This window comes from Rhodospirillales bacterium (assembly GCA_028824295.1).
In the GTDB taxonomy this organism is placed as follows: domain Bacteria; phylum Pseudomonadota; class Alphaproteobacteria; order TMED109; family TMED109; genus VXPW01.
Window position 1 is genome coordinate 64472 of record JAPPED010000026.1, and the last position, 25409, is coordinate 89880.

Annotated in this window: 22 protein-coding genes and 1 pseudogene; 16 read left to right on the plus strand and 7 right to left on the minus strand. The window is 65.3% G+C overall.

Features of this window, described 5'->3' with window-relative positions; translation table 11 throughout:
* Positions 1-52: 52 nt before the first annotated feature.
* Positions 53-241, minus strand: coding sequence for a hypothetical protein (locus tag OXH60_10860; GenBank protein MDE0712619.1), 189 nt, complete (start codon positions 239-241; stop codon positions 53-55).
* 154 nt (positions 242-395) lie between these two features.
* Between OXH60_10860 and OXH60_10865 the strand changes: the two genes are divergently transcribed.
* The 3 genes and pseudogenes from OXH60_10865 to ndk all read left to right on the plus strand — a co-directional run bounded on the left by OXH60_10865 (position 396) and on the right by ndk (position 2872).
* On the plus strand, positions 396-1892 hold the full coding sequence (locus OXH60_10865) for a leucyl aminopeptidase (protein ID MDE0712620.1): 1497 nt from the start codon (positions 396-398) through the stop codon (positions 1890-1892).
* Positions 1889-2257, plus strand: a pseudogene (locus OXH60_10870) (DNA polymerase III subunit chi). The gene OXH60_10865 and the pseudogene OXH60_10870 overlap by 4 nt, the downstream one beginning before the upstream one ends.
* A gap of 210 nt (positions 2258-2467) precedes the next feature.
* Complete coding sequence (gene ndk, locus OXH60_10875) at positions 2468-2872, plus strand: nucleoside-diphosphate kinase (GenBank protein MDE0712621.1); 405 nt, start codon at positions 2468-2470, stop codon at positions 2870-2872.
* On the opposite strand, the gene purN is transcribed toward ndk, so the two are convergent.
* Together purN and purM are read right to left on the minus strand one after the other, a co-directional pair.
* Positions 2839-3486 (minus strand): phosphoribosylglycinamide formyltransferase, encoded by a 648-nt coding sequence (gene purN / locus OXH60_10880; protein ID MDE0712622.1) that lies wholly within the window; start codon positions 3484-3486, stop codon positions 2839-2841. The two genes, ndk and purN, sit on opposite strands and share 34 nt — an antisense overlap.
* Positions 3474-4541, minus strand: coding sequence for a phosphoribosylformylglycinamidine cyclo-ligase (gene purM, locus OXH60_10885; protein ID MDE0712623.1), 1068 nt, complete (start codon positions 4539-4541; stop codon positions 3474-3476). Before purM ends, purN begins: the two co-directional genes overlap by 13 nt.
* A 109-nt stretch (positions 4542-4650) precedes the next feature.
* Here purM and OXH60_10890 point away from each other — a divergent pair, with 109 nt between their 5' ends.
* From OXH60_10890 to OXH60_10915, 6 genes are read left to right on the plus strand one after another with little or no spacing between them, the layout of a single operon-like run.
* Positions 4651-5829: a DUF2066 domain-containing protein gene (locus tag OXH60_10890; GenBank protein MDE0712624.1), complete on the plus strand. Its 1179-nt coding sequence runs from the start codon at positions 4651-4653 to the stop codon at positions 5827-5829.
* A gap of 5 nt (positions 5830-5834) precedes the next feature.
* Positions 5835-6902: an AI-2E family transporter gene (locus tag OXH60_10895; protein MDE0712625.1), complete on the plus strand. Its 1068-nt coding sequence runs from the start codon at positions 5835-5837 to the stop codon at positions 6900-6902.
* Positions 6899-7579, plus strand: coding sequence for a DnaA/Hda family protein (locus OXH60_10900; GenBank protein MDE0712626.1), 681 nt, complete (start codon positions 6899-6901; stop codon positions 7577-7579). Before OXH60_10895 ends, OXH60_10900 begins: the two co-directional genes overlap by 4 nt.
* 29 nt (positions 7580-7608) lie before the next feature.
* Positions 7609-8394 (plus strand): SDR family oxidoreductase, encoded by a 786-nt coding sequence (locus OXH60_10905; protein ID MDE0712627.1) that lies wholly within the window; start codon positions 7609-7611, stop codon positions 8392-8394.
* Between the two features lie 31 nt (positions 8395-8425).
* Positions 8426-10630, plus strand: a complete 2205-nt coding sequence (locus tag OXH60_10910) for an RNA degradosome polyphosphate kinase (GenBank protein MDE0712628.1) — start codon at positions 8426-8428, stop codon at positions 10628-10630.
* Between the two features lie 17 nt (positions 10631-10647).
* Positions 10648-12144, plus strand: a complete 1497-nt coding sequence (locus OXH60_10915; protein MDE0712629.1) for a hypothetical protein — start codon at positions 10648-10650, stop codon at positions 12142-12144.
* A gap of 2 nt (positions 12145-12146) precedes the next feature.
* Here the strand turns inward: OXH60_10915 and rnd are convergent, their stop codons facing one another.
* From rnd to OXH60_10930, 3 genes are all read right to left on the minus strand, one after another.
* Positions 12147-13334, minus strand: a complete 1188-nt coding sequence (gene rnd, locus OXH60_10920; GenBank protein ID MDE0712630.1) for a ribonuclease D — start codon at positions 13332-13334, stop codon at positions 12147-12149.
* Positions 13335-13974: 640 nt separating this feature from the next.
* A complete protein-coding gene (locus OXH60_10925; GenBank protein ID MDE0712631.1) occupies positions 13975-15033 on the minus strand; it encodes a saccharopine dehydrogenase NADP-binding domain-containing protein in 1059 nt (352 codons plus the stop codon).
* Between the two features lie 164 nt (positions 15034-15197).
* A complete protein-coding gene (locus OXH60_10930) occupies positions 15198-16112 on the minus strand; it encodes an NAD(P)-dependent oxidoreductase (GenBank protein ID MDE0712632.1) in 915 nt (304 codons plus the stop codon).
* A 277-nt stretch (positions 16113-16389) separates the two neighbouring features.
* Between OXH60_10930 and OXH60_10935 the strand changes: the two genes are divergently transcribed.
* The 6 genes from OXH60_10935 (at position 16390) to OXH60_10960 (ending at position 23269) form a co-directional block, all read left to right on the plus strand.
* Entirely contained in the window at positions 16390-16659 is a 270-nt protein-coding gene (locus tag OXH60_10935; protein MDE0712633.1) for a hypothetical protein, read from the plus strand.
* Positions 16660-16873: 214 nt separating this feature from the next.
* Entirely contained in the window at positions 16874-18073 is a 1200-nt protein-coding gene (locus OXH60_10940; GenBank protein MDE0712634.1) for a mandelate racemase/muconate lactonizing enzyme family protein, read from the plus strand.
* Positions 18074-18178: 105 nt separating this feature from the next.
* Entirely contained in the window at positions 18179-19960 is a 1782-nt protein-coding gene (aspS, locus tag OXH60_10945) for an aspartate--tRNA ligase (GenBank protein MDE0712635.1), read from the plus strand.
* Positions 19961-20079: 119 nt separating this feature from the next.
* Positions 20080-20823, plus strand: a complete 744-nt coding sequence (locus OXH60_10950) for a Bax inhibitor-1/YccA family protein (GenBank protein MDE0712636.1) — start codon at positions 20080-20082, stop codon at positions 20821-20823.
* 134 nt (positions 20824-20957) lie between these two features.
* On the plus strand, positions 20958-22856 hold the full coding sequence (locus OXH60_10955; GenBank protein MDE0712637.1) for a propionyl-CoA synthetase: 1899 nt from the start codon (positions 20958-20960) through the stop codon (positions 22854-22856).
* Positions 22857-22861: 5 nt separating this feature from the next.
* Positions 22862-23269: an NUDIX domain-containing protein gene (locus OXH60_10960; protein ID MDE0712638.1), complete on the plus strand. Its 408-nt coding sequence runs from the start codon at positions 22862-22864 to the stop codon at positions 23267-23269.
* A 345-nt stretch (positions 23270-23614) separates the two neighbouring features.
* On the opposite strand, the gene OXH60_10965 is transcribed toward OXH60_10960, so the two are convergent.
* A complete protein-coding gene (locus OXH60_10965) occupies positions 23615-24139 on the minus strand; it encodes a DUF3574 domain-containing protein (GenBank protein MDE0712639.1) in 525 nt (174 codons plus the stop codon).
* Between the two features lie 222 nt (positions 24140-24361).
* Here OXH60_10965 and OXH60_10970 point away from each other — a divergent pair, with 222 nt between their 5' ends.
* Positions 24362-25402 (plus strand): amino acid ABC transporter substrate-binding protein, encoded by a 1041-nt coding sequence (locus OXH60_10970; protein ID MDE0712640.1) that lies wholly within the window; start codon positions 24362-24364, stop codon positions 25400-25402.
* Positions 25403-25409: the final 7 nt, after the last annotated feature.

The following is a 25409-nucleotide window of genomic DNA, read 5'->3' on the forward strand; positions in this document are numbered from 1 at the left end:
AAAACTCCGCTTCCCTGCCGACCGGTGTGGGTTCGGCTGCTGTGCCTCTCCTTCACGTCGCGTGTCGCCGGGCGCCTTCGGTCGGCACGAGCGTGAACGCCGCGATCCGGGGCGCGGCGGTATCGTGGCCCGGCAGCGTGCCTTGAAAGTTGCGGCCCCGGCTTCCATTCTGCGAACCGCTGGCCCCGTTTCTCGGGCGAGCCGTACCACGCAGCAACGCCGATGACAGGGAACCTCTCATGGCTAATTCACCTTCCAACGACCGGAGCCTGGTTTGGGTCACAATCGGCACGATCGTGTTCGCCGCAGCGGCCATTTACGTGCTGGTACAGGTCCTCAACTACTGATCCAGGAACGTGCCGGACACCTTCCGGCCCACCATCGGAACTTCGCCCATGTCCATTGACTTAAGTTTCATCAAGCCGTCGCTGCCCCGGAGCGGTGCGGTTGTCGTCGCCGTCGGCAAAGGCGGCAAGCTTTCCGCCAGCGGTCGAGACCTTGACCGGCGCCTCAAGGGAGCGCTGCTGAAAGGGGCCAAGGCCCACCGCTTCCAGGCGAGCTTCGGCAAAACCATGCTGTTTCCGGCGCCGACCGGAATCGCGGCGGACAGCGTCATGCTGGTCGGACTGGACGATGTTGCAAAGATCGATGCGGAAGCCGTGGCCCGGATCGGCGCGGCGATTGCGCAGGCGCTTGACCGGCACCGGGTAGCGCGGGCGACGGTGTTCTCGGACCTGCCGGCCGGGGTGACGGTGGACGCGCCCGAGGCCGCCGCCCAGATCGCCTACGGCATCCGCCTGCAGAGCTACCGTTTCGACCGGTACCAGACCCGGCTCAAGGACGAGCAGAAACCCGTCATCAGCGCCGTCGCCGTGACAGCTGACCCGGTCGGCGCGGCGGAAAAACGTTTTTCGGCACTCGACCGGATCGCCGACGGGGTCTTCTTCACGCGCGACCTGGTCTCCGAACCGGCCAACATCCTGACCCCCGTGCAACTCGCCGCGGCTGCCCGCAGCCTCCGCCCACTCGGGGTCGAGGTGGACGTGCTGGCGCCGGCTCGTTTGAAAGCGCTGGGCATGGGCGCCCTGCTCGGGGTGGCCCAAGGCAGCGCCAACGAACCGAGGGTGGTGACTCTCCGCTGGCGCGGGCGCCGAACCACACGGCCCGATCTCGCACTGGTCGGCAAGGGCGTGACGTTTGATACGGGCGGGATCTCGATCAAGCCATCGGCGTCGATGGAAGACATGAAGTGGGACATGGGGGGCGCCGGCGTGGTGCTCGGCACCATGAAGGCGATCGCGGGCCGGAAGGCGAAAGCACATGTCGTGGGCGTGGTCGGACTGGTGGAGAACATGCCGTCCGGCACGGCGCAGCGTCCCGGCGATGTCGTCACCACCATGAACGGCCAGACGATCGAGGTGATCAATACGGACGCGGAGGGTCGGCTCGTGCTCGCCGACGCCCTGTGGTTCGCTCAGCAGAAGTTCAAGCCGAAGGCGGTGATCGACCTCGCGACGCTGACTGGCGCCATCCTCGTGGCGCTGGGTCAGGAGCGGGCCGGGCTGTTCTGCAACGATGACCAGCTGGCTGACCGCCTCGGTGCGGCCGGCGACGCGGTCAATGAGAAAATCTGGCGTTTCCCGCTCGACAGCGAATATGACCGGCACATCGAGTCGCGCATCGCCGATATGAAGAATGTGGGCTCCGGCCGTTACGCCGGCAGCATCGCGGGCGCCAAGCTCCTGGAGCGCTTCATCGACGGCATCCCGTGGGCCCATCTGGATATCGCCGGCGTCACCTGGCGGACCCGCGGTCGGCCCCTGGTTCCGCCCGGAGGGACCGCCTTCGGCGTGCGCCTGCTGGATCGCTACGTCGCGGACAACCTTGAATGAGTGGACCGCAGATCCACCTCTACGGCTGCACGCAGCCCGTCGGATCGGTAGTCCCGAAGCTGCTGCACGCGGCCTTGCGGCAGGACATGCGGGCCGTGGTTCGCTCCCCGGATGCGGAGCGGATCGAGGCACTCAATGCCAGTCTGTGGGAGGGAGGAACCGCGTTCCTTCCGCACGGTGCGGACGGCGACGATCATCCCGAGGAGCTGCCTGTCTTCCTCACCACAACCACAGCCGTGCCCAACCGTGCGCAGTTGCTGGTGCTGCTCGACGGTGCGGACGATTCGGATGCCGATGCGTTCCAGCGGGTCTGCATGCTCTACGACGCGACCGACCCGGAAGCCACGCGGTCTGCCGAGGCGTTCGGACGGGCTCGCTCGGAGACCGGCGGCCTGCAGTGGTCGGTCCAGACCGACGAGGGCCGGTGGGAGCGCGCGGCAGCGGCGGCCGAGGCTGCCCCCCCGGCCGCGACGGAAGTGTCCGAGGCTGACGAGTCCGACGCCGACGATGCCGCGGCCAGCAAATCCGGTGACGGCGGGCCGCCCCCCCGCGATCCGCCGTCCGTCGAACGCACCCTGTCGATCATCAAGCCCGACGCCACACAGGCCAACGTGACCGGCAGCATCGTTGCCCGGCTAGAGGAAGCGGGTCTGCGCGTCGTCGCACAGCGACGCCTCCAGCTCACGCGGGCCGCCGCCGAGGGCTTCTATGCGGAGCACCAGGAGCGCCCGTTCTTCCAGTCGCTTTGCGACTTCATGACCTCCGGACCGGTGGTGGTCCAGGTGCTGGAAGGCGAGGACGCGATCGTGCGCAACCGCCAGGTGATGGGTGCCACCGATCCAGGCGACGCCGACCCCGGGACGCTTCGGAAGGACTTTGGATCCTCGATCGAGCAGAACGCGATCCACGGGTCGGATTCGCCTGCGTCGGCCGCACGCGAGATCGCCTACTTCTTCTCCGCGCTCGACATCGTGGGCTGAACCGGCCCACCAGGCCCGATTCCTCCGGGATCGCTGAGCCGACCGGCGGCGATAGCGGCCACCACCTCCGGATAGAGCCCGTGCTCGGCGGACAGGACGCGGGTGGCCAGAGTCGCGGGATCGTCGCCTGGCCGAACCGGTACTGCCGCCTGGGCAATAACGGGACCGGCATCCACCTCCGAGCGGACCCAGTGCACCGTGCACCCGTGACGTCGAACGCCGTCACGCAGCACGCGTGCGTGCGTGTCCAGCCCCGGATACGCCGGCAACAGCGATGGATGGATGTTGATCAGCCGGCCGCGCCAGTGATCGACAAAGCCCGGTCCGAGAATCCGCATGAAGCCCGCCAGGCAAATCAGCTCCACGCCCGCGCGTTCAAGGGCCTTGGAAAGCCGGGTGTCAAATGCCGCGCGCCGCTCCCCTGCCGCGCGCTCGATGACCACCGCGGAAACACCTGCCGTTGCGGCGCGCTCGAGCGCCGCCGCGCGCGGTTGATCAGACACCACGAGAGCAATCCGAAACCCGGCACCGGCCGCGATGGCGGCCCGGTCGAGCAGCGCCTGCAGGTTGGAGCCGCGCCCGGAGACGAGCACGGCCACGTTCAGTACTGCCACGCGGACTCCGGGTGCTCGATGGCCACTGCCGGCCCATCGCCCGTGCTCACCGTTCCCACCGGCCAAGCACGCATCCCGTTCCCTTCAAGGTCTTGCTGAATCCGCTCGGCCGCGGCGGATGGCGCGACGAGCAGCATCCCGGCGCCGCAATTGAACGTGCCGAACAGAGTGTCGGCGTTCAGCCCGCCAGCCACGCGGAGCCAGTCGAACAGTGGTGGCAGGCGCAGGGCGGCGCCGTCGAGCGTGACCTGCGTGCCGGTCGGAAGTACGCGCGCCAGATTGGCAGCGATGCCGCCGCCGGTGATATGCGCCAACGCCTTGACAGTGCCAGTGGCCAGCACCGGCAGGAGCTGGCGCACATAGATCCGGGTCGGATCGAGGAGCGCCTCGCCCAAGGACCGGTCCGGCGCGAAGGGGGCCGGGCCAGCCAGGTCGAATCGTTCCCCAGCGACGATCGCCCGCACCAGCGAGAAGCCGTTGGCATGCAGTCCGTCGCTCTCCAGCGCCAGGACGATATCCCCCGGCTCGAGATCATCGCGAGGGAGCACGCTGTCCCGTTCAACCGCCCCCACCGCGAAACCGGCAAGGTCGTAGGCCCGGCCCGAATAGAGGCCAGGCAATTCGGCCGTTTCGCCACCCGCCAGCGTGCATCCTGCCTGCCGGCAACCCTCAACCACCCCCTGCAGCACCTGAAACGCGTGCTCGGGGTCGAGGCGGCCGGTCGCGAAGTAGTCGAGAAAGAAGAGCGGCTGCGCGCCCTGCACCAGGAGATCATTGACGGACATCGCAACGAGGTCGATCCCGATTCCGTTGTGCCTGCCGACCGATTCCGCGAGCAGCAGCTTGGTCCCAACCCCGTCGGTCGCGGCCACGAGCAACGGGTCCCGGAATCCCTCGCGCTGGAGATCGTAGACCGCGCCGAAGCCGCCGAGGTCGCCGGTCGTCCCGGCCCGGGCGGTCGTACGGACCAGCGGCGCCAGCCGGGCCACCAGCTGCTCTGCGGCGCTGGTGTCGACGCCCGCTCCTGAATAGGTGTACTGCTTGGAACCCGTCATCGACGCACGTGGTCGCTCCGTGGCGATCCCCAAAGGGCTAGGCTGGCGTCGGCCGTCGGCACGGCCAACGGCGAATCACCATGCATTTATATTTGCTGCCATGCAAAATATGACGCGAAGTCGAGCGCTTCCGACGCTTGTCGGCGCCTGGCTGTTCTGGATGGCGGGCAGTCTCTGCAGTCCCGCTGCAGCCCAAGGTACCGCCGACATCTACACGGTCGGGGGCATCGCGGTCGACGAGACCGGAACCGACGGCAGTTCGGCACGAGCCGCCGCACTCCACGCCGGCGAGCGTGTGGCGTTCGACCGACTGCTGCAGTGGCTGCTCCTGAAAGAAGATGTGGGCCGGATCCCTGACGATGTCCGCGCAAACCCGTCCCGGTTCGTCACCGGCTATTCGGTGCAGAACGAGCGGATTGCGGCCAATCGCTACCGCGCAACGATTGAAGTGCAGTTCGATCGCGACCGGGTGCGCAACCTGATGGGCGAGCTGGGTCTCGTCTTCGAGGAACACCGTCCCCCCACCCACCTGCTGATCCCGCTCCTCGGCCAAGGCGGCCAGCTGACCTTGTGGGACAACAACCCGTGGCTCGACATCTGGGCAAACCGACCGAGTGCAGGTGACTTCATTCCGTTGCTGGTGCCGCACGGCGAACTCGGCGATGTCTCCGCGCTCTCCGTTGCCGAAGCTGCGGGCGGACAGGCGGACCGGATCGCGGGACTCGCTCGACGCTACGGTGTCACCCACGCCCTGCTGGTCCGGGCCGACCAGGCTGCCGAAGGGAGGCAGGTGACCGTGTCCGTAGTCCTTACCGATCGGGGGCAGCCGATCGGGGACCCGCTGCGGTTTCAGTCGCGCCGGGCTGTCGATGAATCGGGCGCAGACTTTCTTGGGCGCACGGCCATGACCACCGCCCGGGCGGCAGCGGACCTCTGGATCCAGTCGGTTCGCGACCGGCGCGCCGCCGACGGGGTCCTCGCCGTACGCGCGGAGTTTGGAGATTTCCGCGAGTGGCGGCGTCTGCTGACCGAGGTCCAGCGCTCCAGCCGCCTTGCTCACGTTACGATCCGGCGCCTGACAACGCGGCACTCGGACCTCTTGCTCCATTACAGCGGTACTGTTGATGCCGTGCGCGAAGCTCTGACAGCCATCGGACTGGACGTCGAAACCGCCGGTGACCCGTGGCTGCTGCGGTTCGCGGCCACGGAGGACCCCCCGCCCGTCGCAGCACCCGTTCCCGATGTGCCGGTCGAGCCTGAGCCACCGGCGCCGCCCGTCGTCGATTGAGTCCCATGTCCCTTGTGTCCGGCACTCGTGGCGTGATCGCGATCTGGCTGGCGTTTTTCGTGGCGGCCTCCGCAATCCTCTGGCTGTTCTCCTCCATTCTTCTGCCGTTCATCCTTGGCGCTGCCATCGCCTATCTGCTCGATCCTGTCGTCGACCGGTGTGAGGACCTGGGGCTGGGACGTAGCCTCGCCACCACGCTGGTTCTGATCGTCGCCACCCTGGCGGCGTTCGCCATCACCGGTTTGCTCCTCCCGGTGGTTGTCGACCAGGCGCAATCATTCGCCGCCAAGGCGCCCGACCGGATCGGACGGATCCTGGCGTGGTTGGACCAGATCCGACACCTGCTGACGGAACGCTTTGGCTGGGAGCTTGGCAGCAGCGCGCAGGATCTGCTGCCGCTCCTCAGTGGGGAGATCGGCGTCTGGGCGCTTACGACGCTGCAAAACCTTTTTCGGTCCGGCGCCGCCATCATCAACGTCAGCGGGCTGCTGCTGGTAACCCCGTTGGTGGCCTGGTACCTGCTCCGGGATTGGGACGAGCTGGTGGCGCGGATCGACTCGCTGCTGCCGCGCCGCAACTTGGCGGCCGCGCGCGCCCGCTTCGTCGAAATCGACCGGGTCCTGGCCGGGTTCGTCCGCGGACAATCGACGAGCTGCGCCCTCCTTGCAGGTTTCTATGCCCTTGTTCTCGGCCTGATCGGCATCCCGAACGGCGTGCTCATCGGCCTGTTCGCGGGCCTCATTTCGTTCGTGCCCTACGTCGGGACGATACTCGGCCTGCTGCTTTCGGTGGGCCTGGCCGCCCTTGAGTTCGGCGCAGCATGGCAGACCGTGGTCGCCGGCATCGTCTTTGCCGCCGGTCAGCTGGTTGACGACTACGTGCTGCGCCCCCGGCTTGTCGGCGAACGCCTGGGCCTGCACCCCGTCGGCACCATCTTTGCCCTCTTCGCGGGCGGTGCCCTCCTGGGCTTCGTCGGAATTCTCGTCGCCGTGCCGGCCGCAGCTGTCATCACGGTTCTGCTTCGGTCCGCGCTGGCGTGGTACCGCGAGAGCGGATTCTACCGGGAGACATGACGCCAGAGTTCCAATACACGTTTGCCTTCGACGTGCGCGAGGCGCAGGACCGTGACGATCTGGTCGTCGGCCCGGCGAATGCGGCCGCCGTCGCCTGGGTGGACCGGTGGCCCGACTGGCATCCGCCTGGCCTCGTTCTGATTGGCCCGCCGGCCGCCGGGAAATCGCACATTGGTGCCGTGTGGTGCCGTCGCTCGGGCGCGGCCCGGCACCCGGCGGCGCGGTTGCACCCGGCACTCGAGGCCGCGCGGGGGGGCGCGCGGGCGCTTCTGATCGAGGATGTCGATGGCGCCGCCGACGAGGACAGCCTGTTTCGCCTTGTCAATGCGATGATCGAGGCGCGCGGCCACCTGCTCGTGACCTGCCAGCGGCCCCCGGCGCAATTGGGCTTGCGCGTGCCGGACCTCCTGTCACGGCTTCGCGCCATGCAATCGGTCTTCCTGGGCCAACCGGACGACGAACTGCTCGGCCGCGTGATCAAGAAACAGTTCGGTGACCGCGGGGTACGCGTCGACAACGAAGTGATACTCTTCCTTCTGCGGCGCATGCAGCGGTCCTTCGTTGCGGCCCGGCGGCTGGTCGCAGAACTCGATGCTGCCGCCCTTGCGCGTCGTCGCAAACTCACGATCCCGTTCGTGCGGGCATGGTTCGCAGACACCGTGAACCGACACGCCTGACACGACCGTCAGACTGCTGGGAGACACGCATGGATCTTCAAATTGCCGGACGCACAGCGATTGTGTGCGCCTCCAGCCGCGGATTGGGGCGTGGCTGCGCACTAGCTCTCGCCGAAGAAGGCGTGCATGTCGTCCTGAACGGCCGCGACCCGGAGACACTCGAACGGACGGCAGCCGACGTGGCCAAGGTCGCAACACAGGGCGCCACGGTCAAAATGGTTGCCGCCGACGTGACTACTCCCGAGGGCCAGACCGCCTTGCTCGAGACCTGCCCCGACCCTGACATCCTGGTGAACAACGCCGGTGGACCGCCGCCCGGCGACTTCCGTGACTGGACGCGCAAGGATTGGACCGCTGCTTGCGCCGCCAACATGTTCACGCCGATTGAGCTGATCAAGGCCACCGTCGACGGTATGACGGCGCGGCGATTCGGGCGGATCGTCAACATCACCTCGAGCGCCGTCAAGGCGCCGATTGACATTCTCGGGCTGTCGAACGGAGCGCGCAGCGGGCTGACCGGTTTCGTCGCAGGCATCGCCCGCAAGACCGTTGCCTACAACGTAACCATCAACAATCTGCTCCCGGGGCCATTCGACACCGACCGGCTGCGCGGAACGATCGAGTTCGAGGCCAAGAAGCGGCAGACCGACGTCGACGTAGTGGCCGCCGAACGGGCCGGGAGCAATCCGTCCGGCCGCTTTGGGACTCCCGAAGAGTTTGGCGCCGCCTGTGCGTTCCTGTGCAGCGCCCATGCTGGCTACATCACTGGGCAGAATCTCCTGCTGGACGGCGGCGGCTACCCGGGTACGTTCTGACAGCCCGGAATTGTCCGGGTTAGGGGTGCCCATGCAGGCTGAGACCGCTGTAGTTGTGCAACCCGTTGCCGTGTCACGGACTCGGCGACCGCAGACGGAGCAGAGCCCGCTTCCGGCCATCGGGCTCGGCCCGGACCGGTTCGTGAACCGGGAACTCTCCTGGATCGCGTTCAACCGGCGTGTCCTCAGCGAAGCCAGCAAGCCTCATCATCCGTTGCTGGAGCGCGTGAACTTCCTCTCGATCTCGGGCACGAACCTCGACGAGTTCTACATGGTCCGGGTGGCAGCGTTGATGGGCCAGATTTCCGCCGGCGTGAAGCGGCGGTCGCCAGATGGACGGTCACCGGCCGAAACCCTGGTTGAGGTCAATGCCGCCGCCGCCCAACTCATGGCCGAACAGCAGGCTTGCTGGCGACAGCTGCGCGCCGAACTGGCGGCGGCCGACGTGCACGTGATCGACCCCGACGAGCTCACGGCGAGCGAGCATGACTGGCTGTCCGACCACTTCGGGAGCGAGATCTTTCCGATGCTGACGCCGCTCGCGATCGATCCCGCCCATCCGTTCCCGTTCATTGCCAATCTTGGGTTCGCGCTGGTGATGAGCCTGCGGCCGCGCATGTCCGGCGCCCGCAATCTGCACGCGCTGATCCCGATTCCCGCCGTGCTCCCGCGCTTCATCCGGCTACCCGGTTCGCCATTGCGGTTCGTGATGCTGGAGGACGTGATCCGGACCTTCGTCGACCGGGTCTACAACAATTGCGAACTGCTGGGCTACGGCACATTCCGGATCATCCGTGACAGCGAGATCGAACTGCACGAGGAAGCAGAAGACCTCGTTCGGTCATTCCAGACGCTGCTGCGAAAGCGGCGGCGCGGCAATGTCGTGCGGCTCAAGATCAATGCGCAGATGCCGTCGGATCTCCGGGAGACGGTGCTCCAGGAACTGCGCGTCGACCCGGCCAACGTCGTCGAAGCCGATGGCATCATCGGGGTCGCCGCGCTCGCCGAGATTGTGGAGTGCGGCCGGGATGATCTGCGTTTCGAATCCTTCGAGCCGCGTTTCCCTGAGCGGATCCGGAGCACGGGCGACGACTGCTTTGCCGCCATTCGCAAGAAAGACCTGATCGTCCACCACCCGTACGAGAGTTTCGACGTGGTCGTCCAGTTCCTGCGCCAGGCGGCACGCGACCCGGAGGTGTTGGCGATCAAGCAGACGCTTTACCGAACGCCGCGCGAGGACTCCCCGGTGGTGGACGCCCTGATCGAGGCCGCCGAGGCCGGGAAGTCGGTGACAGCCCTGGTCGAACTCAAGGCCCGGTTCAACGAAGAGGCGAACATCAAGCTGTCGCGTGACATGGAGCGTGCCGGGGTTCATGTGGTGTACGGCTTCATGGGACTGAAGACCCATGCGAAGGCCTCTCTCGTGATCCGGCAGGAGCCCAACGGTCCCATCAGCTACGTCCACTTCGGGACCGGGAACTACCATCCTGCAACCGCGAAGATCTACACCGATTTGTCACTCTTCACCTGCGATCCGGCCATCGGACGCGATGCCAGTGCCTTGTTCAACCTGCTGACCGGCTACGCCGAACCCGAAACCTGGCAAGCGATCAAGGTGGCACCGGCTCACCTTCGAAGAACGCTGCTCGGTCTGATCGAACAGGAAGTCACGCATGCTCGCGCTGGCCGTCCCGCATCGATCTGGATCAAGGCCAATGCCCTGGTTGATCCGGAGGTGATCGATGCGCTGTACGGCGCCGGACAAGCCGGCGTCGCCATCGAGCTCGTGGTTCGCGGCGTGTGCTGCCTGCGCCCCGGGGTCCCCGGCCTGTCCGACAACATTCGCGCAAAGAGCATCGTCGGTCGTTTCCTCGAGCACGCCCGGATCTATTGTTTCGGCAACGGTCGGAAACTGCCGTCGCGCCGCGCCAAGGTCTTCATCTCCTCGGCCGACCTGATGCCCCGCAACCTCGATCGTCGCTGCGAGACCATGGTGCCGATCCTGAATCCCACCGTGCACCAGCAGGTCCTCGATCAGATCATGGTGGCCAACCTGAACGATCGCACGCAGAGTTGGGAAATGCAGGGCGACGGGACCTACCGACCGATGCAGGGCGATGCCAAGTCGGAGTCGGCGCACCAGTACTTCATGGACAATCCCTCGCTCTCCGGACGCGGCAAGGCACTGCGCACTGGGGCACCGCGCTCCGTGCCGCTCGACAAGTCCGCCAACTAGGCGAGGTCGCACTCGCAATGACCAATCGGCGGACGTTCGGGTCCGGAGACGGGCTCGACCGCCCGGTGGCCGTGGCCGACCTGGGCTCCAATTCGTTTCGCCTGGTGGTCTACCGCCCGCCCGCCCGCGCACCGGTGGTTCTCTACAACGAACGTGTGATCGTGGGACTTGCCCGGACCCTGGGCAGCACCGGAAAACTGCAGCGCCGTGGACGCGACGTCGCGCTGGCGACCGTCCTGCGGTTCCACCGCCTGGCCGAAGCCATGGACGCTCGGCACATCCGCACGGTGGCCACCGCAGCCATCCGGGAGGCGGCCGACAGCGGGCCGCTCATCGAATCGATCCGCAAGCGCACAGGTATCGATGTCGAGGTGATGGACGCCCGCGAGGAGGCTCGGCTGGCCGCAAGCGGGCTGATGGCCGGAATTCCCGGTGCCAACGGGATTCTCGGGGATATGGGGGGCGGTAGCATCGAGTTCGCGCGTGTCTGCGAGGGGAACGTACTGGCGGACGGATCGCTGCCGGCGGGAATGCTCCGCCTCATGGACATGAGTCGTCGCGTCGCCGCCGATGCCGGACGCGTGCTGGCGCGCGAACTGACGCCGCTCGACTGGCTCAAGGATGGTCGCGGTCGGCCCTTCTTCGCGATCGGCGGATCTTGGCGGGCCCTGGCGCGCGCGCTGCAGAGCCGCACCAAGCATCCGCTCCCGATCATTCACGGGTACCGGCTGGATCGACGTGAGCTGGTCGACCATCTAACCGAACTCGTCCATCTGCCTGCCCGGAAGCTTCCGCATTCCGTCCCGAGCCACCGCCGGCCGGGATTGCCGTTTGCCGCCGCGGCCATGCTGGCGGTGATGAAGGCGGTTCAGCCGTCACGGGTTGTCTTCTCCGGGTTCGGTCTGCGGGAAGGGATTCTTCTCGAACTGCTCGAGGAGCCAGCGGACCAGCCAGTTTCACCGCTTCTGGAGGCCACCGCTTCGCTTGAACCCGCGAACCGGCCCTTCGTCGGCAACCCCGACACCATCGCCAACTGGATTCAGCCAATCCTGGGGGACGCGGGTTTCGTCAACAAGAACGGGGAGTTTCTGGCTGCCTGCGCCCGCCTCGTCGATCTTGCCTGGAATGAACACCCGGAACACCGGGCTCGGTATGCCTTCGATCGCGTGGCACTGCGCCCGCTCTTGCCGGTCAGCCAAACGATTCGCATCCGCATGGCACTGGCGCTGCACGCTCGCTACACGGGTGCGGCGGTCACTGGACGGATGCGGTCGATTGCCCAGCTGATCCCGGACTCGCACGCGCGCTGGTCACGGATCGTGGGGCTGGCCCTGCGCCTTGCCATGACGATCGGCGGGGGAGCAGGGCATACGCTGGAGGCGTGCCGACTGGAGCTGCGCGGCGACGTCCTGACCCTCACCCTGCCGCATTGCCTCGACGCCCTGGTCGTGCGGGCGCGTCTCAAGACTCTCGCCCAGGCGCTCGGACGAAGGCATCACATCATCTACGCCTGAAGTCAGCCGTGCTCGTCGAGCGGAATCTCCCGCAACTTGCCGCCATCCACGCCCAGCGCGATGCGCCCTTCGCAGAGTGCCGCCGCCCGTTCCCCGAACACCCGGTTTCGCCAGCCCCGAAACGCCGCCATGTCCCGGTCACCGGCCGCAATGCGATCCAGCTCCTCCGTGCTCGCCAGCAGCTTCGGCGCGATGCCGTGCTCGGCCGCCACTTGGCGAATAAGCGCACGCAGTAGTACGGCGGCCGCGGGCGACTTGTGTCTTGACTTTGGACGGCTTTCGGCCTTCGGAAGCGTCGCTGCCCGACCTTCCCGCACGGCTTCCAGGAGCCTGCTGCCGGTCCGGCCCCGCGCGACCGTCTCCGAAACGCCCCTGATCTCCGCGAGTTCGCCCGCGCTGGAAGGGCCGGTTCGTGCTATCTGCACCAGCGCCTCGTCTGACAAGATCCAACGCCGCGGGCGATCCGCCTTCTTGGCCATCTCTTCCCGTGCCGCCGCCAGGAACTGAGCGACCAGCTGCTGTCGGGGCGGCAACGGCGGGAGCTTGGCCCGTCGCCACGCCTCTTCCGCCCGGAGCCGGTACGAGTCCGGGTCCGTCAGCGACTCCATCTCCTCGTCAAGCCACTCCCAGCGGTCCGCCTCGTCAAGCCGGTCGGCGAGCTTTTGGTAGATGGCCGGCAAGTGGGTCACGTCCGCAAGCGCATAGGCCAATTGAGCCGGCGACAGGGGCCGGCGCGACCAGTCGGTGTAGCGATCTGCCTTGCTGATTGTCACACCCGCGATGGCCTGCGCAAGGCTTGCGTAGCTGGCCGCTTCCCCGTAGCCGCACGCCATTGCCGCCACCTGCGTATCGAACAGGGGCGTGGGTACGCGGCCAGTCGCCAGAAAGAAGATGCCGACGTCCTGGCGGCAGGCGTGGAACACCTTGATCGGCGGCGCCTCGTTCAGCAGGCGATAAAGCGGTTCAAGGTCCAACTCGGCCAGGGCGTCGACCGCGTGCCCCTCGCCGTCCGAGCCGGCGAGCTGTACCAGGCACAGTTTCGGCCAGAACGTCTGGCCGCTCAGAAACTCTGTATCGACGCAGATGAACGGCTCATCGGCGAGATGTTCGCAAAGCCGTTCGAGTTCGGCCGTCTCACTGATCAGCAGGTCCCGGGCAGAAGGGTGCCGCCGACCGCTCCGAGACTTCAAGGCGAGCGCACCCCAACCAGTGCTTGATCCGATGCTGCTGCCAATGGGCCCAGAACCGTACACGCGAGATGAGGGACGTTTGCCCGGCCGCAGTTTCCTCGGCGCCCACCGGCATGTGTCATGACGGAACCGTCCACCATCCCAGGTCCTCCTGGGCCCGGGCGCCGGCGTCCCAACGAGCGGGGTGCGCCGGGGGCCGAATCGAATTCGCGGTGGTTCGGTGTTCAATCCCCGTGTCCAGCCATGGCACCGCCCCCGGAAGGGGCCGCGGCAGATGCATCCGAGCGTCGGTCAGGAGCTGATCGCAGACATCAGTCCCGGGCGCGGCGGGGGCAGCCGCCGTGCCGCCCATCAACCGCAGCGCGGCCGGAATCGGCGGGCGGGCGAATCCCACCGCCCTCCGGAGCAGGAACCCGTCACCATCCGCCGGTGCGACCCACACTCGGCGCCGTTCGGAGCGGTCACTGATCTGGACAAGCCGCACGACTCAACATAGGCCGTTGCCAAGCACCGTTGCAAGCTTGGACGCCTGTCGGCGCCTGCAGGCTGGGTCCCGGTCCCTATCATCATCGGGCGCGCCGAACCGGTCGGCTGCGGCAGTTCCCGAGACCCGGGCAGGTGGGTCTCCGGTGTCGCCGCGCTATCCATCCGGCCGATCCCATGCCACGCCGTCGAATTGGCAAACGAAGTCAGCGCCGTAGGCCAAGGAAGGCGTCTGGTAACCGAGCCTGACGTCGCCCTGCAGGACCCGCGCGGCAATGGCGACCACTGCGGCCGCGGTGAACCCGTACGGATCGGCCACGCGCAGGCGTGACGTCACGCGTTCACCGTCGGCATCCTCGATCTCGGCCACGAAAGTGGCATGACTGGTCCGTCGCTCCCGTTCGCCGGGGCCGGCCGGCCCTTGCCGGATCACCGCGTCCAGCAGCCTCCGCGGCCACCGCATGGTCAGCAACCCCCCGAACCGCCGCGCCGTCCACATCAGCAGTTCGACCGGTCGGGACGTCTGGCTGTAGGTTTCGATATTGGCGATTCCGGTCGACCGATAAGCGGTGGCGACATCGCCCAGCACGCTGACCAAGGCGGTGTTCGGCCCCTCCCCGAAGTCAAAGTCGTGACGGAGGCTGCCGGCCTCGACCCGCACGATCGCACCGTCGCGTCGAATGCGAAAATTGTCGAGGCCGTCAAGGACCGTGCGCAACGTGCCCTGGGAGAAACCGCTGTGGGCTGCGAGGCCGAGCCGGAGACATCGACCGCCGGGATTCCGCGCTGCCAGGTCGGCGATCAGGCAATCGCTCGGCAAGACGTCACATCCTGCGCCCGGCAGGACCATGATCTTCGCCTGCCTAGCCGCGGCATCACAGGCCGCCAATGCTTCGAAGACCGCCAGTTCCCCCGTAATGTCCAGGTAGTGCGTCCCTGTCTTGCAGCACGCTTCGACCACCGGTTGGGCCGTGCGCGAGAACGGCCCCGCACAGTTCACAAGCACGGTGATGTCCTCCAGGGCGGAGGTCAGCCCATCCGCATCACCCACTGCCACCGTTCGCTTGTCGAGCGTCGACCACCGGGTCAGCGCAGCGAGTTTTTTCGGGCTGCGTCCCGCCAGCACGGGACGCAGCCCGCCCGTGACAGCCTCAGCCACCACCAACTGGCCGGTGTAGCCCGTAGCGCCGTAGATCATCAATTTCGGCCGCGACATCGATCAGCCCCTCTAGGGCGCAGCCGGGAACAGGCCGTCAGTCCGGGCAACCCCGTCCACTGCGCGGTCTGCACTAGGCCGGCACCCACCCACCCGTTCTGCATGGTTCATCGGCTCGGTCGGGCCCGGCCGCCGGCAGCTCTCGCGTTCCATCGGCCATCCGATCAGTCCGCACCGCCGCGGCCGGAAAAACGTACCGGCTCGATGCCGGCGCTCTCGCAGAGAGCATCCAGCAGGGCAGAAAAATCCTGCCCGCCCCAGCCACGCGCCCGGGCGAGGCTAAGGCATTCGCGCGCCGCCGCCGCAACCGGCATCGGCACGCGGTTGGCATTCGCCGCCTGCGTCACGAGGGATAGGTCCTTGTGGGCGAGATCAATCTGAAACCCCGGCGTGATATCGCCCTTGAGAACCTTGGTGGCGTAGTTGATCCGCAATTGACCGTTGGTTGCGGTGGTGCCGTGGAGGACCTCTAGGGTACGTTCCAGATCCAGCCCGAAGCGGCGCGTGAGCGCAAGCGCCTCCGCGTTGATCTGGCAAAGCGTGATGGCGAGGTAGTTGTTGACCAGCTTGGTGCGAATACCGGTGCCGACCGGGCCGCAGTGATGAATGGACGTCCCCATTGCTTCCAGCATCGGCCGGATGGCGTTGAACTCGACTTCCTCGGCACCGACCATGAAGAGGCTCTCGCCGGCATCCGCGTGGCTGGCGAGTCGCCCGATCGGAGCATCGATGCAGTGCATCCCCGAGCTCGCAAGTGCTGCGGCACAGCGATCGGTGACCTCGGGATCAATGGTGCTCATTTCCACGATGGTGGTGCCGGGTGCAGCGTGTGCGATCAGCCCATCGGGTCCCAGGATGACGCCCTCCACTTCGACGTGCGAAGGAAGACAGGTGAAGATGGTGCGCGCCTCCTTCGCGACCCCTGCGACGGAGTCCGCTACCGAGGCGCCAAGCTCCGCCAGCGCATCGCACGGCGAACGGGCGATATCAAAGACGACAAGCCCAAAACCCTTGCGCTGCAGGTTGGAGGCCATCGGGCGGCCCATCCGCCCCAGCCCAATGAAACCGATCCGGTCCATGCATGTCTCTCCTGGGCAACATCCCGGGCGGCGCAGCGTAGACGATGGGGCCCCCTGATGCTCCGGAGGTCAGACTGCATCACCGTGGGACCGGGCGTGTCAGGTGGCAGGCCGATGGACGCGACCGTCCCAGCATCGGTGCGGCAACTAGGGCATGGGCGTCAAGCCGAGTAACCCGGGGCGTGTGGACACCAAATCGCGGAACACAACGTGGAGCGAAAACTCCGTAAGATTGCGCGGGCGCGACCGAGCGCGACGGACTGTCCGGAAACCCGCAATGTCAGCTATTTTGCAGCCGCATATTCTCGCCATCGTCAGTGGCACGATCCTTGCCGCCGGGCTCATCTTGATCTTTTGCGGAAGAATGACGCTGCAGCGGCTGCAGATTCCTGATCGTGAAGACGATACAGCCGGGTTCGAGAAGGCGGACCGCATCCTGGAGCGAGGAATGTTTCTGTTGCGGGCTGGTGACGTGATCGGCGTGGTGGGCGGCATTTGCGTGATTCTCACCATGCTCGTCTACGCCGGCATCATCCCAGGTCTCTGACCCGCACCGCAGCGGCGCCGCCGGCCGCGCAGATTGCCGGTGCAGGCGGTCCCGGACTGGTCGGCTGGATTCGTCGGCGCGGTCGGACACCGTCTGCCGATATCTGCGCATGGCGGGTCGCAAACCATGACGTAGGATGGGCTCAGAGGACGTCCGCGGCCGGCATGCCCGCGGACGGACACTGGAACTTCCAATCTGAACGGACTGAATTGCCATGAAGCTCACTGGTTTTGAGATTCTCCACGCGGACGGCGGGTGGCGCGTACTGTCGTTCCTGAAGGCCACTACCGACGAAGGAATCACCGGCTGGGCGGAGTTCAACGAGAGTTACGGAAGCGCCGGTCTCAGCGCCGTGATCATGGCGCTCGGACAACACCTGGTCGGCAAGGACCCACGCCCGGTCGAGCGGCACAGCGCGATGCTGTACGCACGCACTCGCCAGGCTCCCGGAGGTGTCAACCAGCAGGCGATTGCCGCCATCGAGAATGCCCTGCTCGACATCAAGGCGCGCGCGTTGGGCGTCCGCGTTTGTGAGCTGTTCGGTGGTCCGGTGCGCGAGGAGCTGCGTCTTTACTGGTCCCATTGCGGCACGTACCTGCTGGGGCACGCGGACTTGATCGGCCAACCTCCCCTGACCAGTCTCGCCGACGTCGAGACCTTGGGCGCGCGCGTCCGCGGCGAGGGCTTCACCGCACTCAAGACCAACATATTCCTGTTCGATGGTGAGCGGCCGCAACTCTACATGCCCGGCTTCGGAGTGGGAGCAAGCAGCCCCCAGCTCTCTCCCGACCTCTCCGTGGAGCGCGCGCTCCGTGCCCAGGTGGAGGCCTTTCGCGCGGGCGCTGGACCGGATGTAGAAATCCTCGTGGACCTGAACTTCAACTACCGGCCGGAGGGCTACCGGCGCATCGTCCGGGCCCTTGACGATCTGGGCCTGATGTGGGCCGAAATCGACCTCTTCGACGCGACGGCACTGGCCGGTATCCGCGAAGCCGTGAGCACGCCGATCGCCTCGTGCGAGTCGCTCTACCGCCGGCGTGAATTCAAGCCGTTCTTCGAACGCCGCGCCGTCGATGTCTGCATCATCGACGTGGTCTGGAACGGCCTCGCCGAAAGCCTCAAGATCGCGACCATGGCGGATGCGTACGAAATCAACGTCGCGCCGCACAACTTCTATGGACATCTCTCGACGCTGCACAGCGCGCACTTCTCGGCCACCGTCCCGAACTTCCGGGTGATGGAAATCGACATCGACGAGGTTCCGTGGAAGGATGACTTGGTAACGACCGTGCCCGTCATCCGGGACGGCAAGCTGGTGCTGCCCAAGGAGCCTGGCTGGGGCACGGAAGTCAACGAAGAAGCCGTTCGTGCGCACCCGCCGCGGCCGAGCACGGACCGGCATTGGACGAACTAGGGGCGGCCCCGGTTCCCGGTCTGCAGCCGCCACCGGTGGCGGCAGTGCCCGACAGCCCTATCATCGGCGCGCCCTAGCAGCGGACGGCCCACGGGAAACCTCGCCATGCATCCGTACCGGACCCACAACTGCGGCGAACTCCGCGCCGAACACGTCGGCACGACCGTGCGCCTGTCGGGATGGGTGCACTCGAAACGTGATCACGGCGGGCTGCTGTTCGTGGATCTTCGCGACCACTACGGCTTGACCCAGATCGTGGTGGCCGGCGATGCCGAATTCTTCGCCGCCGTTGAATCCGTACGTGTCGAAAGCGTGGTGACCGTCACCGGGCCGGTCGTCGCCCGTTCGGAGGACACGGTGAATCCAACGCTGGCGACGGGGGACGTGGAAGTCCGGATCCAGACATTCAACGTTGAATCGCCTGCTGCAACGCTGCCGCTCCAGGTGGCGGGCGGGCAGGATGCCGGCGAATCGGTCCGTCTCGCGTACCGGTTCCTGGACCTCCGTCGCGAGAAGATGCAGCGGAACCTGCGCCTGCGAGCCGATGTCATCGCAATGATCCGTCGGCGCATGACCGAACAGGGCTTCCTCGAGATCCAGACACCCATCCTCACTGCGTCTTCACCGGAAGGCGCTCGAGACTTTCTGGTCCCGAGTCGCTTGCATCCTGGACAGTTCTATGCCCTGCCGCAGGCTCCACAGCAGTTCAAGCAGCTTCTGATGACCTCGGGCTTCGACCGCTACTTCCAGATTGCTCCCTGCTTCCGAGACGAAGATGCCCGGGCCGACCGAAGTCCCGGAGAGTTCTATCAGCTCGATGTCGAGCTGGCGTTCGCAACGCAGGATGACGTGTTCGAAGCCGTAGAGCCGCTCCTCCGCGACGTGTTCGCCGAACATGGAAGCCGACCCGTTGCTGGCGGCAGCTTCCCGAGGATCGCGTGGCGTGACGCGATGCTGCGCTACGGAACCGACAAGCCCGACCTTCGAAACCCGCTGGAAATCGCCGACATTACCGCTGCGTTCGAGCTCGATGGCGTCACGTTCCGCGCATTCCGGAGCCAAATCGAAAAGGGAGCCGTCGTGCGCGGCATTCCTGCCCCGAACGCAGCCCAGCGTCCAAGGAGCTTTTTCGACGGGCTCAATCGCTGGGCCCGAGAGCAGGGCGCGGCCGGGCTTGGCTACGTCATCTACGACGACGAGGGCGGCAAGGGCCCGATTGCGAAGTTTCTGGTTCCCGAAGCCGAAGCAGCGATTCGCGATGCGACCGGGGCTGGCCCCGGAGACGCTGTCTTCTTCGTGTGCGACCAGCCCGCCCGGGCGGCAACCTTCGCGGGCGTAGCCCGCACCAAGCTCGGCGAGGAACTCGATCTGATCGATGACAGCGCATTTCGTTTCTGCTGGACCGTAGATTTTCCGATGTACGAGCGTGACGCGGACACGGGCAAGATCGAGTTCAGCCACAATCCGTTCTCGATGCCCCAAGGGGGCCTTGAAGCACTGGAAACTGCGGCCGATCCGGAAGACATCCTGGCCTGGCAGTACGACATCGTCTGCAACGGCGTCGAACTCTCCTCCGGAGCCATCCGAAACCACCGGCCAGACATCATGATCAAGGCGTTCGCCATCGCCGGATACAGCCTGGACGAACTTGAGCGGCGTTTCCCCGCCCTGCTTCAGGCATTCCGCTACGGCGCTCCGCCGCACGGCGGCATCGCTCCCGGCATTGACCGGATCGTGATGCTGCTGGCCGACGAGCCGAACATCCGAGAAGTCATCCCGTTTCCATTGAACCAGCAAGCGGAAGACCTGCTGATGGGCGCGCCGGGGCCGGTCTCCGCCCAGCAGCTCCGGGAAGTCCATCTCCGCGCCGTCACGCCGCCAGCGTAACGGCGGCCACGTTGTCTGTTCAGCAGGCCGCTACCATATACTTCGGAGCGTAATCGCTTGCGGTCGCGATCCGAATCGCGCGCTTGCGCAGCCCTGTCAAATTTTCTGGGAGCGTGCCCATGGCCTTAGGCCACTACACCAACAATTCCTTCGTTCGCCAGCAGGCGTCCCAGCTGTCTGCTGTCGATGCGGGCCTGCGGTCTTACATGCTGCGGATCTACGGCTACATGACGGCGGGCCTCGGCATCACTGGCGTCGTCGCGTTGGCAATTTCATCCCTGGCCGTCACCGACGGGCAGCTGACATCGGTTGGCCTCGCACTCTACACGCCGCCACTTGCATGGATCGTGATGTTTGCGCCGCTGGGTGTGGTCCTGTTGATGAGCTTCCGCGTGCACCGGTTGCAGGCCGCCACGGTACAGATGCTGTTCTGGGTCCTCGCGGCCTGTTACGGCGTTTCGCTTTCCTCGATTTTCCTCGTCTACACCGGCGAGAGCATCGTTCGCGTCTTCTTCATCGCGGCATCCATGTTCCTCGCGATGTCGGTTTGGGGTTACACGACCAAGCGGTCGCTCTCCGGTCTCGGGTCGTTCCTCTTCATGGGAATGATCGGCATCTTCATCGCGATGCTGGTGAACCTGTTCCTCGCATCCAGCGGACTCCAGTTCATGATCTCGGTACTTGGGGTACTGATCTTCGCAGGACTTACTGCCTACGACACGCAGAAGCTCAAGGAGATGTACGTCGCCGGACAGTCAGGTGAGCTGGCGGTCAAACAGGCGGTCATGGGTGCGCTGAGTCTCTACTTGGACTTCCTGATGATCTTCGTGTTCCTGCTTCAGCTTCTCGGAAACCGGGAATAGCTCAGGCGGAGCAAGGCACACACTAGCGGGCATGCTCGGCCACTCGGCGCTTCCCGACGGAAGCGCCGTTGGCCGGGGCTTGCCGAGCAATCTTTCTGCCTATCGTTGACGAGTTCGCTCCGGGGAGGACTGGCATGTCCGGTTCGTATGAGGCGCTCTACCAGGGCTGGGTGGCTGACATGGAAGCGTTCTGGGCCGAGCGGGTTCCCCTGCTCGACTGGAGCCGGGCCCCGAGTCGCATGCTGGACGCCGACGAGCCGCCCTTCTACCGCTGGTTCCCGGACGGCGAACTGAACACTTGTCACAATTGCCTGGACCGGCATGTCGAGGCAGGCCACGGCAACCGCCCGGCGCTGATCTACGACAGTCCCGTAACCGGAACCCAGCAAACCTTCACGTTTGGCGAACTGCTCGACTGCGCGGCCCGCGCGGCCGGCGCGTTTCGTGATCTCGGTGTCGACCAAGGGGATCGCGTCTTGATCTACATGCCGATGATCCCTGAAGCGGTGATCGCAATGCTGGCCTGTGCCCGCATCGGCGCCGTTCACTCAGTGGTATTCGGAGGGTTCGCAGCGCCCGAGCTTGCTTCCCGGATCGACGATGCAACCCCCAAGCTCGTGGTCGCGGGAAGTTGTGGGATCGAGCCGAATCGCATCGTGGCCTACAAGCCGATGCTGGACCAGGCATTGGAGTTGGCTGAGCACGCTCCGGCCCACTGCCTGGTCAAGCAGCGGCAAGCTTCGCCGGCCACCATGATCGAGGGCCGCGATCTGGATTGGGACCAGGCGCTCGCGACTGCCGACCGCGCGGACTGCGTGACAGTTTCTGCCGTCGACCCACTGTACATCCTCTATACGTCAGGCACGACCGGCGACCCCAAGGGCATCGTCCGGGACCAAGGCGGGCACGCTGTGGCGTTGGCCAACAGTATGGCGATGACCTACGGACTCCGTCCCGGCGAAGTGTTCTGGGCCGCTTCCGACGTCGGGTGGGTGGTAGGGCATTCCTACATCGTCTATGCGCCGCTTCTCCACGGCTGCGCCAGCATTCTCTATGAAGGCAAACCCGTGGGTACACCTGACGCTGGCGCTTTCTGGCGCGTGATTTCCGAGCACAATGTCTCGGTGCTGTTTACGGCCCCAACGGCGTTCCGGGCAATCCGACGGGCGGACCCCGAAGCAAAGCTTCTGCAAGCGTACGACCTCAACAGTTTTCGCGCCCTTTTTCTGGCCGGGGAACGGGCCGATCCCGACACCGTCCGCTGGGCCGAAAAGGTCTTGGGGGTTCCGGTATTCGACCATTGGTGGCAAACGGAAACCGGCTGGTCGATCACCGGCTACTTTGCGGGAACCCAAGGTTTTTCGGTACGCCCCGGCTCAGCCGGCAAGCCGGCGCCAGGGTACGCCCTGAAAGTGCTGGATGACGACGGGCAGGCGGTTCCGGCCGGTGAAATCGGGGCCCTCGTCGCGAGATTGCCGATGCCGCCCGGCTTTAGTCCGACCCTATGGGGCAATCAGGAACGTTTTCGCAAGGTCTATCTGGACGTGTTTCCCGGCTACTACAGCACCGCCGACGCCGGAATGATCGATGAGGACGGTTACGTGTGGGTCATGGCGCGGACCGACGACATCATCAATTGCGCGGGACACCGGTTATCCACGGGTGCCATGGAAGAAGTTCTGACCCAGCATGCAGACGTCGCCGAATGCGCCGTCGTAGGAGTGCACGATCGCCTCAAGGGACAAGTTCCGATCGGCTTGCTGGTGCTCAATGCCGGCGTGACCCGGGAGTCGGATGCGATCGCCGCCGAGACCGTGCAAATGGTACGTGATGCGATCGGCGCAGTTGCGTCCTTTCGGACGGCCGCTGTCGTACAGCAGCTTCCCAAGACGCGCTCAGGCAAGATTCTGAGAAATGTCATTGCGGCAATCGCGGACGGGCGAACTCCGAAGGTCCCGCCGACGATCGAGGATCCGTCCGTCCTTGACGGCATCAAGTCCGCACTGGGAGCCGTTGGCTTGCCTCACCAATAGCGCCCATGCGAGGACCTGCCAATCTTCGTTCCTACGGCCTGCTGGTACGCGACTATCAAGTCTTGATCGCCCGGGAAATGGTCGGCCCGGTACTGGCGCGGAAATTCCCGGGCGGCGGCGTCGAGGACGGGGAAACGCCGGAAACAGCCCTGGTGCGGGAGTTCCGCGAAGAAACCGGTCTCAAGGCGCACGTGCTTCAGCTGCTCCACGCGCCAGGGACGCTCATGTCGCCTTGGACAGATGCGCCGTATACGCCGTTGTACTACGCCGTTACAGCAGATGGCGAGCCTGCCCCACAACCGCCCGAATTTCTTCCCCTCCGGTTCGTAGAGGCACAAGCACTGTTTGGCGCAGAGGACGTGGCCGAACCTGAGCAAGTAGCTCTCAGGCGCGCCCTGGACCTGGCGGCCTGACGCGAGGAAGTCCTCCGCTTCGCACACGTGCGGCCAACGTCGCCTGAGACAACCAGAGCCATCGGATACCCTCGCCACAGCCGGTTCGGCCGATTGCCGTCCATGCAGCCAAGCGTTGTGGCCACGCTCGGGCAACAGGACGACGCGAAGCCGTCGACCGCTTCCGGTCGCGTCGCGTTCCGGTATCCGGCTGTCTCCGGGCAGGGCGACGCCGAAGCCGTCGCAATGTCGGGTGCTGGGCAGCCGTCACTCCGGCCGAATGGTGTCAGCACTCGTGCATGCGAACACCCGCCATGGTGCTCTTGCACATGATCTCGACGCCGGCCTCCGAAGTCGCTGACCCCGTCAGAATGATGCACAAACGGTGCTGATCGTCCGCAGCACGGCCTCTTGAGCAAATGCTTCCTTGTACGCCCGCACAATCTCGTCGGTCCGCTTCAATCCCGAGTCTTCGGCCCCGGTAAGGACCACGACAAGCTTGGACTTTTCCCGGACAATCGCGCCTGCCTTGTCGCGCCACTGCCCGGCAGCATCGACGACAGTCAAGCCATCGCCAAAACGCGGCGTAATCTCATCCGACAGGAAAGCGCTCCAAGCCGCATCGCTCACGACTTCGACGCTCCCCAGGTTACGGCCGAAATACAGTCGATATTCCGTGAATTGCTCAGTTCCCTCCGGGCAGACCTCGGCCCCATCATCCGCGCGCGCATGCGGCGAACCCCCCGCTGCCACGATCAACATGATTGCTGCCAGCCAGCAGCATTGGTCTAGTCGTCGCACCATCTTTTCTTCTATCACGAAGTATCGGACTTCGGCATTGTCAGATGACGTCACCGTCCAGAAGATAGAACACTTGTCAATCCTGTCCAACTAGTATGACACAAGAGTAAAGGAAAGTTTAAATTTAATTGGCCTATTGTACCAGTTCTGGCGATATCAGCATTGTGAAAATAGATATAACTATGTTGACATTAAGTACGAATTTCCCTATGGTTGACTCGTCTTGGACAGCTTCTGTCAAGCGGTATGGAAGCGTTTGAAGCAGAAGCTCGTCAACGGCAGGCAATCTTCGCGCGATATGGAGAACTTACGATGATCGCAACGACACGACGGGTGTTGTCTTGTGCAGTGTTGGCCGCGTTCGCGTTGCCGGGAATCGCGGGCACAGCCCATGGGGCCACGCTTGACGACGTCCGCGCTGCCGATGAGTTGAAATGCGGAATCAATACCGGCCTCGCCGGTTTCGCAAACACCGATGACGCAGGAAATTGGGTTGGGTTCGACGTCGACTACTGCAAGGCGCTGGCTGCCGCCGTGCTGGGAGATGCCAGCAAGATCCAGTACGTCAGCCTCACGGGGAAGAACCGCTTCCCGGCGTTGCAGGCAGGCGAGATCGAAGTGCTGGCACGGAACACCACCTGGACATTTTCGCGTGACGTGGACCTGGGGTTGACGTTCGTAGGGGTCAACTACTACGACGGCCAGGGCTTCCTTGGGCCGAAGAGCCTAGGTGTTTCCAGCGCGACGGAACTCGATGGTGCATCGGTTTGCATTCAAACCGGCACGACGACCGAGCTGAACCTGGCGGATTTCTTCCGAACGCACAACATGGCGTACGAGCCCGTTCCCATCGAGACCAATTCTGAAGCCCGTGCCGCGTACGAGGCCGACCGGTGCGACGTCTATACCTCTGACGCGTCAGGGCTCGCCGCCACGAAGGCGACGTTCGACAATCCGGACGATCACATGGTTCTTCCCGAAATCATCTCGAAAGAGCCGCTCGGACCGGTGGTGCGCCAAGGCGACGACCAATGGGCAGATATCACTCGCTGGGTGCTCAACGCTCTCATCTCGGCAGAGGAATTGGGCGTTACTCAGGCGAACGTCGAGGCACTGGCACAAGACGGCGGATCTGACAATCCGGAAGTCCAGCGCCTTCTCGGCAGCGAAGGCAGCATGGGCGCCATGTTGGGGCTTGATGCCGACTGGGCGGCCAGAGCCATCATGGCCGTTGGGAACTACAGCGAGATTTTCGAACGCCACCTCGGACCCGACACTCGGCTCGGTTTGGAGCGTGGCTTGAACGCCTTGTACTCCGCGGGCGGGATCCTGTACTCTCCTCCGTTCCGTTGACGATACG

Excerpts from the sequence above, each read along its gene's own strand:
- OXH60_10860 (MDE0712619.1), bottom strand. The coding sequence starts at position 241 with ATGAGAGGTTCCCTGTCATCGGCGTTGCTGCGTGGTACGGCTCGCCCG.
- OXH60_10865 (MDE0712620.1), top strand. The coding sequence starts at position 396 with ATGTCCATTGACTTAAGTTTCATCAAGCCGTCGCTGCCCCGGAGCGGT.
- purM (MDE0712623.1), bottom strand. The coding sequence starts at position 4,541 with ATGACGGGTTCCAAGCAGTACACCTATTCAGGAGCGGGCGTCGACACC.
- OXH60_10890 (MDE0712624.1), top strand. The coding sequence starts at position 4,651 with ATGACGCGAAGTCGAGCGCTTCCGACGCTTGTCGGCGCCTGGCTGTTC.
- OXH60_10895 (MDE0712625.1), top strand. The coding sequence starts at position 5,835 with ATGTCCCTTGTGTCCGGCACTCGTGGCGTGATCGCGATCTGGCTGGCG.
- OXH60_10900 (MDE0712626.1), top strand. The coding sequence starts at position 6,899 with ATGACGCCAGAGTTCCAATACACGTTTGCCTTCGACGTGCGCGAGGCG.
- OXH60_10905 (MDE0712627.1), top strand. The coding sequence starts at position 7,609 with ATGGATCTTCAAATTGCCGGACGCACAGCGATTGTGTGCGCCTCCAGC.
- OXH60_10910 (MDE0712628.1), top strand. The coding sequence starts at position 8,426 with ATGCAGGCTGAGACCGCTGTAGTTGTGCAACCCGTTGCCGTGTCACGG.
- OXH60_10915 (MDE0712629.1), top strand. The coding sequence starts at position 10,648 with ATGACCAATCGGCGGACGTTCGGGTCCGGAGACGGGCTCGACCGCCCG.
- OXH60_10925 (MDE0712631.1), bottom strand. The coding sequence starts at position 15,033 with ATGTCGCGGCCGAAATTGATGATCTACGGCGCTACGGGCTACACCGGC.
- OXH60_10930 (MDE0712632.1), bottom strand. The coding sequence starts at position 16,112 with ATGGACCGGATCGGTTTCATTGGGCTGGGGCGGATGGGCCGCCCGATG.
- OXH60_10935 (MDE0712633.1), top strand. The coding sequence starts at position 16,390 with ATGTCAGCTATTTTGCAGCCGCATATTCTCGCCATCGTCAGTGGCACG.
- OXH60_10940 (MDE0712634.1), top strand. The coding sequence starts at position 16,874 with ATGAAGCTCACTGGTTTTGAGATTCTCCACGCGGACGGCGGGTGGCGC.
- aspS (MDE0712635.1), top strand. The coding sequence starts at position 18,179 with ATGCATCCGTACCGGACCCACAACTGCGGCGAACTCCGCGCCGAACAC.
- OXH60_10950 (MDE0712636.1), top strand. The coding sequence starts at position 20,080 with ATGGCCTTAGGCCACTACACCAACAATTCCTTCGTTCGCCAGCAGGCG.
- OXH60_10955 (MDE0712637.1), top strand. The coding sequence starts at position 20,958 with ATGTCCGGTTCGTATGAGGCGCTCTACCAGGGCTGGGTGGCTGACATG.
- OXH60_10960 (MDE0712638.1), top strand. The coding sequence starts at position 22,862 with ATGCGAGGACCTGCCAATCTTCGTTCCTACGGCCTGCTGGTACGCGAC.
- OXH60_10970 (MDE0712640.1), top strand. The coding sequence starts at position 24,362 with ATGATCGCAACGACACGACGGGTGTTGTCTTGTGCAGTGTTGGCCGCG.